This is a genomic window from Vibrio sp. EJY3, assembly GCF_000241385.1.
GTDB lineage: Bacteria > Pseudomonadota > Gammaproteobacteria > Enterobacterales > Vibrionaceae > Vibrio > Vibrio natriegens.
Genome location: NC_016613.1, coordinates 1663865 through 1676704, shown reverse-complemented (window position 1 = coordinate 1676704; position 12840 = coordinate 1663865). Strand labels below are relative to the sequence as shown.

At 42.1% G+C, this 12840-nt stretch carries 14 protein-coding genes; 12 read left to right on the top strand and 2 right to left on the bottom strand.

Translation table 11 applies throughout. From position 1 onward, the window contains the following. Positions 1 to 12: 12 nt before the first annotated feature. The 4 genes from VEJY3_RS07710 to rmf all read left to right on the top strand — a co-directional run bounded on the left by VEJY3_RS07710 (position 13) and on the right by rmf (position 4226). Positions 13 to 255, top strand: a complete 243-nt coding sequence (locus VEJY3_RS07710) for a glutaredoxin family protein (RefSeq protein ID WP_014231884.1) — start codon at positions 13 to 15, stop codon at positions 253 to 255. Next, entirely contained in the window at positions 233 to 2152 is a 1920-nt protein-coding gene (locus tag VEJY3_RS07705) for an ABC transporter ATP-binding protein (protein ID WP_014231883.1), read from the top strand. The genes VEJY3_RS07710 and VEJY3_RS07705 overlap by 23 nt, the downstream gene beginning before the upstream one ends. A 7-nt stretch (positions 2153 to 2159) precedes the next feature. Beyond that, a complete protein-coding gene (locus VEJY3_RS07700; RefSeq protein WP_014231882.1) occupies positions 2160 to 3881 on the top strand; it encodes a DUF3466 family protein in 1722 nt (573 codons plus the stop codon). 171 nt (positions 3882 to 4052) lie between these two features. Then, complete coding sequence (gene rmf / locus VEJY3_RS07695; RefSeq protein ID WP_014231881.1) at positions 4053 to 4226, top strand: ribosome modulation factor; 174 nt, start codon at positions 4053 to 4055, stop codon at positions 4224 to 4226. A gap of 169 nt (positions 4227 to 4395) precedes the next feature. Here the strand turns inward: rmf and fabA are convergent, their stop codons facing one another. Beyond that, positions 4396 to 4914, bottom strand: a complete 519-nt coding sequence (gene fabA, locus VEJY3_RS07690; RefSeq protein ID WP_014231880.1) for a bifunctional 3-hydroxydecanoyl-ACP dehydratase/trans-2-decenoyl-ACP isomerase — start codon at positions 4912 to 4914, stop codon at positions 4396 to 4398. A gap of 70 nt (positions 4915 to 4984) precedes the next feature. Further along, positions 4985 to 6625: a Lon protease family protein gene (locus VEJY3_RS07685; protein WP_014231879.1), complete on the bottom strand. Its 1641-nt coding sequence runs from the start codon at positions 6623 to 6625 to the stop codon at positions 4985 to 4987. A 211-nt stretch (positions 6626 to 6836) separates the two neighbouring features. On the opposite strand from VEJY3_RS07685, the gene matP reads away from it, so the two are divergent. From matP to VEJY3_RS07640, 8 genes are all read left to right on the top strand, one after another. Beyond that, complete coding sequence (gene matP, locus VEJY3_RS07680; protein ID WP_014231878.1) at positions 6837 to 7286, top strand: macrodomain Ter protein MatP; 450 nt, start codon at positions 6837 to 6839, stop codon at positions 7284 to 7286. A gap of 10 nt (positions 7287 to 7296) precedes the next feature. Then, positions 7297 to 7608, top strand: coding sequence for a DUF3634 family protein (locus tag VEJY3_RS07675; protein WP_014231877.1), 312 nt, complete (start codon positions 7297 to 7299; stop codon positions 7606 to 7608). Between the two features lie 120 nt (positions 7609 to 7728). Continuing rightward, positions 7729 to 8049, top strand: coding sequence for a hypothetical protein (locus tag VEJY3_RS07670; RefSeq protein WP_014231876.1), 321 nt, complete (start codon positions 7729 to 7731; stop codon positions 8047 to 8049). 120 nt (positions 8050 to 8169) lie between these two features. Further along, positions 8170 to 8736 (top strand): DUF2726 domain-containing protein, encoded by a 567-nt coding sequence (locus tag VEJY3_RS07665; RefSeq protein ID WP_014231875.1) that lies wholly within the window; start codon positions 8170 to 8172, stop codon positions 8734 to 8736. 411 nt (positions 8737 to 9147) lie between these two features. After that, complete coding sequence (locus tag VEJY3_RS07655) at positions 9148 to 9630, top strand: GNAT family N-acetyltransferase (RefSeq protein WP_014231873.1); 483 nt, start codon at positions 9148 to 9150, stop codon at positions 9628 to 9630. A 108-nt stretch (positions 9631 to 9738) separates the two neighbouring features. Next, positions 9739 to 10209 (top strand): N-acetyltransferase, encoded by a 471-nt coding sequence (locus tag VEJY3_RS07650; RefSeq protein WP_014231872.1) that lies wholly within the window; start codon positions 9739 to 9741, stop codon positions 10207 to 10209. A 9-nt stretch (positions 10210 to 10218) separates the two neighbouring features. Further along, positions 10219 to 10596 (top strand): PH domain-containing protein, encoded by a 378-nt coding sequence (locus VEJY3_RS07645; RefSeq protein WP_014231871.1) that lies wholly within the window; start codon positions 10219 to 10221, stop codon positions 10594 to 10596. Positions 10597 to 10903: 307 nt separating this feature from the next. Beyond that, a complete protein-coding gene (locus VEJY3_RS07640) occupies positions 10904 to 12610 on the top strand; it encodes a P-loop NTPase fold protein (protein WP_014231870.1) in 1707 nt (568 codons plus the stop codon). Positions 12611 to 12840 lie beyond the last annotated feature (230 nt).

Genomic DNA, 12840 nt, shown 5'->3' with positions numbered 1-12840 from the left:
AAGGATTTTGATGTGCTGACATTGTATAGCACAGAGGGCTGCCATCTCTGTGAGATGGCATTCTCTCTAATAACTGAGGTCGGTCTGGCAGAACAGACTGATATCGTCGACATAGCGTTCGATGATGAACTATTTTCTCGTTACGGCGTCACGATACCCGTACTCAAATATCAAGATTCTGAGCTGAACTGGCCGTTTGACTCAGAGCAACTTACAAATTGGTTGGAAAATAATGGCATTACTTACCATTCATAATGCGCAGTTGGCATTTGGCGATCATCCGTTACTCGACCATGCAGAATTTGCCTTACAAGAAAACGAACGAGTGTGTTTAGTAGGGCGAAATGGTGCCGGTAAGTCCACGTTGATGAAAGTGCTTGCTGGCGACATTGTACTGGATGACGGAAAAATCCAGATCACTCAGGACGTCGTCGTCTCTCGTTTAGAGCAAGATCCACCACGTAACCAGGAAGGCACCGTTTACGAATACGTATCGGGTGGCTTAGCCGAAGTCGGTGAACAGCTGAAGATCTATCACGATCTTCTTGATCTTGTCGCTCAGGACCCAAGTGAAAAGCACATTAATCGCTTATCTAAAGTTCAGGAGCAACTTGATCATTCCAATGCATGGCGCTTTGATGATCGCGTTAACAATGTTCTAAGTGCGCTGAAACTGAGCCCAGAAACAAAGCTGACGGATTTATCTGGTGGTTGGCAACGTAAAGCTGCATTGGCGCGTGCACTTGTGTGTGATCCTGATGTACTGCTTCTGGACGAACCAACTAACCACCTTGATGTAACAACTATCGAATGGTTAGAGAACTTCCTGAAAGACTTTAAAGGTTCGATCATCTTTATTTCTCACGACCGTGCTTTCATTAAGTCGATGGCAACACGTATCGTGGATCTCGACCGTGGTCAGCTTGCTTCATTTCCGGGTGATTACGAAGGCTACCTGACAGAAAAAGAAGAGATGCTTCGTGTTGAAGATATGCAGAATGCAGAATTCGACAAGAAACTTGCTCAAGAAGAGGTATGGATTCGTCAGGGCATTAAAGCACGTCGTACTCGTAATGAAGGCCGTGTGCGCGCACTGAAGAAACTTCGTGAAGAGCGCCGTGACCGCCGCGATGTGCAGGGTAAAGTTAACCTGAATATCGATGATGCCTCTCGCTCCGGTAAAATTGTCTTTGAAGCTGAAAACGTATCCTTTGCTTATGAAGGCAAAAAAATCGTTGATAACTTCAGCTTCAATATTATGCGTGGCGATCGAATCGCACTAATTGGTCCAAACGGCTGCGGTAAGAGTACGGTACTTAAGTTACTTTTAGGCCAGTTAGAAGCACAGTCAGGACGTCTGCATTGTGGCACTAAGCTTGAAGTTGCATACTTTGACCAGTACCGTGAGGTATTAGACCCAGAGAAATCTGTGATTGATAACCTGGCTGATGGTAAGCAAGAAGTCATGGTTGGCGGTCGTCAGCGCCATGCTCTGAGTTACCTGCAAGATTTCTTATTTGCACCAAAACGAGCAAGAACACCAGTTAAAGCGCTTTCCGGCGGTGAAAAAAACCGTCTATTATTAGCGCGTATCTTGCTGAAACCAAACAACTTACTTATTCTTGACGAACCAACCAACGATTTGGATATCGAAACGTTGGAACTTTTAGAAGAAATGCTTGCCAACTATCAGGGTACGTTACTGTTAGTAAGCCACGACCGTGAGTTTGTTGATAATACGGTGACAACAAGTTGGATCTTCGAAGGAAATGGAGTCATCGAAGAATTTGTTGGTGGTTATCACGATGCAAGACAGCAACGTGAGCAGGTACTGGCCGCTCGTCAGTCGGCTGAAAAAGCAGCGAGTAAAGAAAAAGTGGTTGAGGAAACTCCCAAAACACCTCAGCCTAAGAACAACTCGAAGAAATTATCATATAAGCTGCAAAGAGAACTAGAAGCTCTTCCAGCTAAACTAGAACAATTAGAGTCGGATATTGAGACGCTGCAAGAACAAGTGAATGATCCGGAATTTTTCGCTAAATCTGTAGAACAAACTCAACCGGTATTGGAACAGCTTGCTGCTCTTGAGCAGGAGTTGGAAATCGCATTCGAGAGATGGGAAGAACTCGAAGCAATGCAACAGGATAGTTAAGAATTCAATGAATTGTAGTCACAAATTCAAACTAACCGCCATCGCGATGATGGTAGGTTCATCAATGAGTGCAAACGCTGCATTGTATCAAGTTATCGAAGTTTCACCTGAGGTAAACGGTGACGTTGTCGATTTTGAATCGGCTTATGGTGTCGCGATTCAGCAGGGTGATGTTGAGGATGCCTCTACAGGCTCTCCATTTGCTCTAGGGTGTTTTGATTCAACAGCAAACTGTACAGATGATCAATTTAAGCTGGCCGTAGAGAGCCGTACAACGCCATTATCGGCAGGTCAGGCAGTCGACGGTATTAGCTATCGTGAAGAAGTACCATTTGGAATGGACTCTCGATTTGCTTACGTAGACGATCGTGATGATTTTGAAAGTTACTGTTATTACAACCTTGGCTACAACACCTGCGAGACATGGTCTGCGGTAAACATTGTGCCTTGGGAGAATGAACGCTACAAAGACTTTACCTCTAATGCTTTGGCATTTGTCGAAGGTGATAGCGCGGCGTACACAAATGAGTACAACAACGTTATTAATAGCTTAACGTCAACCGGTGAAGCAGTTGGTAACCAAAGCGTAATCAGTGCAGATGATTCATCTACGCTGGAAACGCGTAACACAGTGGTTGCTCCGGTTACTCCAAATATCGTTACCGAAGAAGATCAAGCGGCTGTTGTTGAAAGCCATGCGTGGAAAACTGATGGTACTTTCACATCGGGTAGTGTTTCGCGTACAGCAAGCAACAATAATGGTACTCACCATACCTCTAAAGCTGCTATCTGGGACCAGAACGGTAATGTTTCAGAGCTATCGTGGCCAAGTAATACGTCAAGCGACAACAATCGTCTGGCTCAAGGTAGCATGCGTGATTTCATCGTTGATGGAGCGACTGTGTACGGCGTTGGTTACAACACGTATTCTGACAACAACTATATGAACGCGACCGTGTTTGTGGGCACGCTAGAGTCTGAAACATCGATCGAAAACGTTACTTGGTCGAACAAAGTGGTAACTGGCGCACGTCAGAGAGAAGACGGTGATACCATTCACTCGAACTCACGTCTGACAGCCGTCAACTCAAATTTTGTTGGTATCGGTGAGGCAAAACGCAGTATCCCGACAGCGGGTGCGTACCCTAATCGTTTGTTTATCGTACCTGATGTTCGTTCTGACTCTCTAAGCGCTGTGTACCCAACTTCTGGCATCTTCTTTAATGGAGCTGGCGGTAAAATGGGTGGCATCAACGCTTACAACGAAATTGTCGGCCAGATAGACGCTGACTCTACGCGTGAAGATGACGGTAAACCACGTCGTAAGCGCGGATTCATTTACCCATATAGCGCAGATGGTGCAGCAAGCGAACGTGCTGAATCACTATTCGGTGGTAAGGCATGGCTTCTAGATTCACTGACTAACGGTGGTGACTACTCTGACGCGAACAACCAATTCCGTATCATCGATGCAACAGACATCAACGATGCAGGTGTGATATCAGCTACTGCATTGAAGTGTTCTGGCGGCTATAACTCTGCAGCGCACAATGCTTCTTGTGATGTTACCGAAGAAGTCGTTGCGGTTAAACTAATGCCTATTCCTGATCAAACACAGGACGACATCGTTTCTCGAAACGTGGAAGAAGAAAGTGCGACACGCGAAGGTGCCGGACTTGGTTGGTTAGCTTTGACCATGCTTGGCTTGTTTGGGTTCCGTAGAAAATAGTTAAAAAATTTTAATACAAGCACAGACTCACAGATTTGAGTCTGTGCTTTTTTTATGCCTTGAGAAAATTCCAAAGTTGATCGATTCTTGTAGTTGGAGTCATAAAAACTCCATTAAAGTTTCACAAAAACAGAAGCAATTTTTCAAATGGATCTGTATGAGGAATTACCTATGAAGAGACAAAAGCGTGATCGCCTAGAACGAGCTCAATCTCAAGGCTATAAAGCTGGGTTGAATGGAAGGTCCCAAGAGGCTTGCCCATATCAACAAGTTGATGCTCGGTCGTATTGGTTAGGTGGTTGGCGTGATGCCAGAGATGAAAAAAACTCTGGTCTCTATAAATAATAACTCCCACATACAATAGAAGGATTTGAAAGGGCTCTTAAAAGAGCCTTTTCTGCATTCTGAGCAAAAGAAAATTGACAGGGATGGGTCTCGCGAAGTGCAACAAAAAGCATGAGATACAAAAAAGGCTCCAACCGGAGCCCTTTAAGAAATAGCAGAAAATCTTAGCTTAGAAGCTAGAAGTGTCCTGGAACAAACCAACTTTAAGATCTTTCGCTACGTAGATTTCTTTACCGTCTACTAATACACGGCCATCCGCCAGACCCATAACAAGCTTACGGTTTACGACGCGCTTCATGTGGATTTCGTAGGTTACTTTTTTCGCTGTTGGCAGGATCTGACCTGTGAATTTCACTTCACCCACACCCAGAGCACGGCCTTTACCTTCACCGCCAATCCAGCCTAGGTAGAAGCCAACAAGCTGCCACATAGCATCTAGGCCAAGACAACCTGGCATTACCGGGTCACCAGGGAAGTGGCAATCAAAGAACCAAAGATCTGGAGTAATATCCAATTCCGCTAGAATTAAGCCTTTACCAAAGTCACCTTCCGTTTCTGACATTTTGGTAATACGATCCATCATAAGCATGTTTGGCGCAGGCAGTTGTGGGCGACCTGGGCCGAAAAGCTCACCTTGGCTCGAAGCTAGAAGATCATCACGATTATAAGAATCACGTTTGTTTTGCATTATCAATCACTCCAATTTTTGACAGATGCATCTTAGTGAACACGTGTACGCTAAACAACTCCGATCAGTACTAAACAAACCAGTTTTTGATACGCTGCACAAATCCTTCCGTGTGTTCATGTCTTTCAAAGTTTTCAATACGTTCAGCAATTTTTCCAATAATGCTGTCGTCTTCACCACGGAATGGTTTACCCATCAAGATAGGAATGGCTTCATCGACAGTCGATACTGACCAAATGTTGAACTCTCCATTCTGAATGCTTTCTATGACGCTTTTATGTAGGGCTAAGTGCTTAAGATTCGTCTCAGGTAGGATCACACCCTGACGCCCGGTAAAGCCTTGATGCTTACAAACCTGATAGAAGCCTTCGATTTTTTCATTCAGACCACCAACGGCTTGCACGCGACCAAATTGGTCCACGGCACCCGTGACGGCGATCTGTTGGTCCACCGCACATTCAGACAATGCACTTACTAAACAGCATAGTTCAGCAAGCGAGGCGCTATCGCCATCAACTTCACTATAAGACTGTTCAAACACAATAGAAGCGGCGTAGGGTAATGGTTCATCAAAGTTTAGCGCAGAACTCAAAAACGCCTGCATGATCATCATACCTTTGGCGTGCAAGTTGCCGCCGAGTTCAGCTTTACGCTCAACGTCCGAGACATCACCGTCACCAAAGTGAATCACACAGGAAATACGCGCAGGCTCGCCATAAGACACAGGGTGGCCCGCCATATCAATAACCGTTAAGCCATTAATCTGTCCAACTTGTTCACCGGTTGTTTCAATGATCACTTGACCATCAAGTATGTCGTACACGGCACGTTGTGGCAGGTAAGATTCACGGTAGTATTTATCGTCAATCGCATTGTCTATTGCCTTGAAGTCAATTACTTCTGAATTACAGTGTTGGCTGGCAAGTGTTAAAAGCTGACAATGCCACATTACGCCAAGGGGAAGATAATGCTGGTCTTCCATTTCACGCATACCAGCGAGCATAAGTCTTCGATAAGCGTCTTTATCCAAACTTGGCAGGTTGTACTCCGCACACACCCAATTCACAAAACCCAGATAGGAAGATAAATTGTCCTGAGATAAGTGGATGTCTTCTTCAACCTCGGTATACATACAAAGGCCTGATGAGAAATCCTCATCGACATATTCAAGTTCTGCTAACTGGCTTCTGTCACCCGTTACAATGAGCTTTACGTCGTATGTGTTTGAAGTAACGGCAGGCACTGCAACGCGCGTAGGGCTCATGTTCATTGGAACAAATGGTTGCTTTTGAATGGCCGCTTTAATACTTGGCCAGTAGCCAGGGTTTGCCAGAATCAAATTAGCAGGAACCATGAGGTAACCGCCATGCGCTTGAGCAATGAGTCCCTGTTCTAACGTCACTTCGCCATTCTCAGCGATACTGTAACGATCAAATAAATGTTTCGCGTCGAGCGATTCGGTTGTCACTACTGGCGAAGAAGCACTTTGTTCGACCGCCTTACTGATAAATCCACGGTATATTGAATTATCAACGCAATTAATCAGTAGGATACGGGTAAGGCCACCAATGTTTGTGAAGCGAGAGATTGTGGCGGACATTCGAGGTTGTAGATCAAAAAATGTCTTCTTTGGTAATGTCGAAGCGGACTTCAATAATGCTTCGTATTCATCGAACGAAGGCGTAACGTCTTGCCAGTTAAGTTGGTTCATTAAAATTCATCATCATTTAATTTGGCGCCATTATAGCGAAACCGCCAATAACTCCCTAGTCCCAATTTCTACAATAACAATTCGGTACGGGTTAGCTTGCTCAAGACTTAGACAAATGAGTGATCAGCATCGATACTTCATAGAGATTTGTTTGCTGATCTTAAATAACTGGGTTACGCTGTCACTAGGTGAGAAATATGGGTCGGAAAGGATGAAATATCAGCAACTTGAAAATTTGGAATGTGGGTGGAAGTGGAACTATCTGATCAAGAAGTGGAAGGATGGAGAGGCGATAACGCGTCACATTGACTCCAGTGAAGCAGATGCCGCAGTCGCTGAGCTACGACGTCTTGAGCACGAACCTACACAAGTACTGGCATGGATAGATAACCACATGTCAGAAGAGCTTGAGAATAAGCTAAAGCAAGCAATTCGAGCTAAACGCAAACGCCATTTCAATGCTGAACAAGTTCATACTAAGAAGAAGTCCATCGATTTGGATTACCGGGTTTGGGAAAAGCTGTCCAGCCGAGCGAACGAACTAGGCTGTACACTCTCTGATGCGATTGAATACCTGCTTTCCGAAGCATCAAGAAGTGAAAAAGCAAGCCAGAAGGTAACGTCAATTAAAGAAGACTTAAGTAAGCTGCTATCCAGTTAAGGAGTATTAAATGTTATACGTAATATTGATTGCTGCTGTTGTTATCTTTTGGCTGATTGCTGTTGACCGACCAGTGCTTAAGGTGTCGTTTGACGATGGCCATATCACGAAAGTAAAAGGCCACATGCCGCCGTCTTTTAAACACAACTTAGAAGACATTAGCGAACATAATCCGTTCACTGGAGAGATGAAAGTTTATAATCAGCGTACCGGTATGCGATTGGTCTTTTCTAAAGCGGTACCGAAGAAAACCCAACAACGAATTCGAAATGTTTTCCCTCATCAAGGCTTTAAAACAGCCAAAGGCAAAAAGCGCGCTTAGTCTACATATCAATTACTTCTTCACGTTAAATGGGACGCAAAATAGCGTCCCATTTTTGTATTTAAAACGTAGAAAACTAACATAACCCCAAATCTATCAATTATTTATATGGGGTTCTGTATGCGCTACGTTGTCACGTTATTAGCCTTTGTACTTTTTAGCTCTCCGACGTTTGCGGATGATTCACAAACCAATCCGGTAGCGAAAAAGATTAAAAATAAACTTCAGCGAAAAGTCACTAAACAGTTCGATGATTATCAGGGCTATTGCGATGTCATGATAGAAATGGAACACAAGGGAAGTAAAGCATCCATTAAGCGAGTATCAGGGACAGGTGACCAAGTTGTGTGCCGATACGTGAAATCCAATTTAAAAATCGGTCAGCGCTTTAGATACAAGGTTCCCGAGAAGTATATCCGACTCCACATTACAACGAACTAGCCAGTGGTTTGAATGGAATGTTAGTGACACTGTCATGTTTTCTGAACCGCCCTGAATGGCATTCAAGCTCTTATCGAGCAATGATTTTTTTAACTTCGTTTTAGTACAAGGATTTATAGAGTGTTTGAAATCGTTATAGTAATTATTTTATTCCTAGTGTTGATTGTTCTCTCATCCAAGAAAGCAAGTAAGAAACAACGCAAAGAGCAGGTTAAGCCTTTTATTGGTTCAAGTGGTAGTGCTATGGATGCACCTCAAACCAAATGCATGCGTGTTCCACACAAAAAGCATGTCTACTTAAGCTCTAAGACCGAGCGAAACTTCTATAACGTTCTACAAGAAATATTACCTTCGGACTGCGTTGTACATTGTCAGGTTTCATTGATGACGCTAGTGCAGCCGGTTAACTTTAAAGACAATTCTAGAACCTGGGCTAAGCGCATGGATTACGTCATTACAGACAGAAATACCAAGGTTCTCGCGGTTATAGAATTGGATGATTCATCCCACAGACAAAAAAGGCGTCAAGAACGCGACCACTATGTGAATTCAGCTTTAGAAGGGCATCACAAGTTGATCAGGTTTGATGCTATTGGCAAATATAATCCAATAGATGTTGCTAAAGTCATCGAAAGAGAGACGGACATAAAGTGTAATTCCTTAATGGGTCTAGTTCAGACTAGTTAATTTGTCGTGTTAGGTTAAAAACAAAACGGAGTCATTTTGTGTTGGCTCTAAAGCTTAACAGCAATAATGAAAGCGTATAAGAAACCTTGCGACATACTTCGTAACCCTAAAAATGACGGTTTACACAAGGTGCCAGCTACTCATAACATAGACAAGTCGATTGGCCTCGACTGGCTTACACATTTGAGTCGTAATGACTACTCAAATATGAAGCCAACACTAAAGCCGAACCTTAGCGATGGGGTTCGGCTTTTAGTTTTGGATCTGATTATCAAAAAGCACCAAATGAAATGCGTGACTGTCTTGTTGAGTCTCAAACGGTTTATAAACGAGAAGTTTGTGACGAATACTCGCAAGCTGTATTATTCTACCTGTTGATTAACGATAACGCTTTGGATCTTCTGGGGAAGTATGCAGTTAACCTTAACCGAGTTTAAACAATCTCATTTTAAACAGCTGGTGGAATGGATTAAGACCGATGAGTTGAATTACTTATGGGGCGGACCAGCATACACTTTTCCATTGACTCAAACACAAATCAAACGACACTGTGCTCAAGCTGAAGTGCACCCTTATCTTGTCACCATGAATAGCGACAATGTAGGGTTTATCGAACTGTACAAAGTAACAGAAGATCATTATCGGATCTGTCGAGTTTTTATAAGCGAAGAGTTTCGTGGGCAAGGGCTCGCAAAGAAGATGATGACGCTAGTGATTGATAAAGCGCGAAATGACTTGTCTGCCGAAATACTGAGTTTAGCGGTCTTTGAACATAATACGGCGGCTAGGAAGTGTTATGAATCTCTTGGTTTTAAGACGTTAACGGTTGAATCCGGTACCAGATACTTTAACGGCAAGTCGTGGAAGCTGTTACGCATGGAAAAACAATTTTAGTGTCTTTCGGCTGCCATGCACTTATCTCAAGCTTGGGCTTGCCCATTGAGTATTACCATTAGCCATTCACTATCTACCTTAAGAACCTGACCAATCACGGAGCGAGAAATGGAATTTGTTCCCGTAAACATCGAACAGCAATTAGATTTATGTTTAGCCTTTCGTAGAGATGCTTATGCAGTCAGTTATGGCAGTCTTGATGGTTTTAATACTGAAGATACGACAGCGTGGTTTGGGAGATTAGCGTCTTTGCCGGACGCTGGTTTTTATCATGCAATCAAGAATGAAGAAACCATTGGTCAAATCGAGTTTAGGAAAGACTTGATGGATGATGAAGGCGTAAAATATGGCTACATAAACCTTTTTTACTTAAAACCGGAGTTTCGTGGCCAAGGTTTGGGTAGCGAGTTGCAAGACTTCATATTTTCACAATTAAAATCTGCCAAATGCAAGTATGTCCAGTTAAGGTATTTACCAGCCAATAGCCAAGGTGTTGCGTTCTATCGTAAACATGGCTGGAAAGACGTTGGTGAGATGGATACACGAGGGCAACTGGCTCAAAAACGCATACCTGAATAGGAGATAGTCATGATCGATTTTGAAAACTCATCGGTGTTTAAGCTAAAACCGATTGAAGAATCGAAGGTGAGAGAAGATTTCTACAAGTTTCTGATTGATGGCGAAGAAATCATTGCCGCTTTCAAAAGTATCCGTGATCAAGTGGTTTTCACCAACAAACGAGTTATTGCTGCGAACGTTCAGGGGATTACAGGTTCAAAAGTGGACTATACATCATTGCCGTACAGCAAGGTAAACGCGTTCTCTGTTGAAACGTCCGGCACATTGGATCTGGATTGTGAGATCGAGCTTTACCTCAGCGAGGTTGGTAAAGTGCTGTTTGAGATTAAAGGATCTTTCGATCTGGTCACTTTCAATAAACACATCAGCCAATGTGTGATGGGCTAACAAGTTAGCTTTATAGATTCACTACGCACGGCATTTTGAAGCGTTACACTCAACTTTATGGTAGCTGGTGGCGCTCAAGATAAAAGTAGGGCGTATGGAGCATTGTAAACAAAAAGCAAGTAGGGAGCCGATACCTTGGGCATGTCGATTGACTTCGACTGGCTTCAACATCCATATAGTGTTTTCTCTTTCAAGCACGAAGCCAAAAACAAAGCCGAACCTTAGCGATGGGGTTCGGCTTTTTGTCTTAACAGTGTTACCGATATGCATTAGTCTGTATATGTGAGTTAAATGCTGAGACCTATCAATGAAAAATACTTATTATGAATTATTCGCACATAATTTGAAGAACCAAGATTTTCCACCCATCGTTGCATTAACTGGCGGTTGGGGGGTTGGAAAAACCTACTATATCACTAATGAATTAATGCCAGCTCTTATTGATGATGAGGCATTGCCGAATAAGGTTGAATATATTTCATTGACTGGCGTGTCCAAGCTTAGTGATTTTAAAGACAAGCTAATCTCAAAAACCTACTTTACAAATTCTAATGACATTGGGCACGCCAAGGGCTTGCTTAGAGGGACGCTAGCATTCATACAAACAGCAACAAAGGGAACAGACGAAGCTGCTGCATCCTCCGCCTTGAATGCAATAGTTAAGGGAGCTAGCGGAGCTATAAGGGAATCTGTTTTAAGTAGAGTTGAAAATGTAATCTTTGTTATAGATGACTTAGAAAGAGTGAGTGATAAAAAAGTCATAAACCAAATTTTAGGGGAGTGCTTAGACCTATCATTAAATAATCACGTTAAATTCATAATTGTATTTAATGAAGATAAGACTAAAGGAAACATTCAAGGTTCAGATAAGTTTTTTTCAGCAAAAATAGTTTATTCTAAAAGCTATGATGACTTAATAAAATTGCTCTTAATTAAATATTCGAATTTAAATAATTACGAAGATGGCATTAAAATCAAAATAAAAGAAAAAGGTTTAACCAACATAAGAGTTTTAATGAGGTTGTTTGGTAAGTTAAGTTCAATATATGAAAGTATTAGTTCGAACCCACAATTTGATATAAATTTAAGTATGGATTCAATAATCCCAAGCGCTATTGAAATTGCTTATCTCCATTACATAGAAGGTCTGACAGCAACAAAAATAAAAAGCGCGAAGTCTGAAAACCTCAAAAAAGACAACTTTAAAACAACCAGAGCTCTAAATGATTCAACAGAGGCGTTAATTGACTTCATCTGCAATGAGACCGTATGTATAGTAGAGCTTAGTGATCTAGGATACTTACCTGAGAACCATGATGCTGTTGACAAGTTGATTTTCGAAACCCCTTACAATATTGAGAAAGAAGTATTCATATCTAGTATAACTAAGTTAGAGCATTACATCTCAGAGCCTGGAGAAAAAAAATCTCTCGTTAAATGGTTTAAAGCTTGTGAACGGTATATGTATCTTTGTGAGATGAGTTACATAAATGACAACCTAAACATTGAGTTAAAATTAAAAAATTACCTTGAACAACAAGAGCTCACAAGAGATTCCTATACTGTAGGGTATCGTAGATTATCATTTAACAATCAATTTATTTTAAATGAATATGCTATTTTTGAAAAAGAAATCAATGATAAAAAGGAACAAGAGCAATTAACTACTTTGTATAGTAAGGCTGAATCATCATGGGAGTTGGCTGACTTAGACTTTTATAATCTTTATAAAACATCATCACTAATAACGAAAGAGTCTGCATCTAAGTGGTTTAACATGATTACAAATTGGAAAGAATCAGATATAGGATTATTTGCCACGTTCATACATTCAAGATATAACGACTTTAATTCTGAATCCTTCAATAAGGATATCGAAGGATTACATGAGCTAAACACTAAAATAAAACAGGACACAAAAGACATGGAAGCTGGGCAAAGGTTAGGAGCACTTAAAACATTAATGCATAACTTGGAAATAGCACACCAACAGCTCACTAAAAAATGGCCATGACTTGTAGTTCTATCTTTTTTTACTGGGTACCTATTCGGCGGCTGCCACGAAACGGTAAGACGTTTTCTTTTGCAGGATAGACCTTAGGTTGGCTGATGTGACCATACATTTCGCCAAACTAAAGATGTTCGTCACGCAAAGCTTTCCAATTCCTTCGTGCTGAACTCACGACGGTGTGGTGACAATGGCGCGTTTCTCTCTGATTTTAAACCTAGACTAACGACGGCCAT

What these genes read in the sequence shown, in the direction of transcription:
- VEJY3_RS07705 (WP_014231883.1), top strand. Translation starts at nt 233, where the DNA reads ATGGCATTACTTACCATTCATAATGCGCAGTTGGCATTTGGCGATCAT.
- fabA (WP_014231880.1), bottom strand. Translation starts at nt 4,914, where the DNA reads ATGCAAAACAAACGTGATTCTTATAATCGTGATGATCTTCTAGCTTCG.
- VEJY3_RS07650 (WP_014231872.1), top strand. Translation starts at nt 9,739, where the DNA reads ATGGAATTTGTTCCCGTAAACATCGAACAGCAATTAGATTTATGTTTA.
- VEJY3_RS07670 (WP_014231876.1), top strand. Translation starts at nt 7,729, where the DNA reads ATGCGCTACGTTGTCACGTTATTAGCCTTTGTACTTTTTAGCTCTCCG.
- matP (WP_014231878.1), top strand. Translation starts at nt 6,837, where the DNA reads ATGAAATATCAGCAACTTGAAAATTTGGAATGTGGGTGGAAGTGGAAC.
- VEJY3_RS07685 (WP_014231879.1), bottom strand. Translation starts at nt 6,625, where the DNA reads ATGAACCAACTTAACTGGCAAGACGTTACGCCTTCGTTCGATGAATAC.
- VEJY3_RS07675 (WP_014231877.1), top strand. Translation starts at nt 7,297, where the DNA reads ATGTTATACGTAATATTGATTGCTGCTGTTGTTATCTTTTGGCTGATT.
- rmf (WP_014231881.1), top strand. Translation starts at nt 4,053, where the DNA reads ATGAAGAGACAAAAGCGTGATCGCCTAGAACGAGCTCAATCTCAAGGC.
- VEJY3_RS07655 (WP_014231873.1), top strand. Translation starts at nt 9,148, where the DNA reads ATGCAGTTAACCTTAACCGAGTTTAAACAATCTCATTTTAAACAGCTG.
- VEJY3_RS07645 (WP_014231871.1), top strand. Translation starts at nt 10,219, where the DNA reads ATGATCGATTTTGAAAACTCATCGGTGTTTAAGCTAAAACCGATTGAA.
- VEJY3_RS07640 (WP_014231870.1), top strand. Translation starts at nt 10,904, where the DNA reads ATGAAAAATACTTATTATGAATTATTCGCACATAATTTGAAGAACCAA.
- VEJY3_RS07700 (WP_014231882.1), top strand. Translation starts at nt 2,160, where the DNA reads ATGAATTGTAGTCACAAATTCAAACTAACCGCCATCGCGATGATGGTA.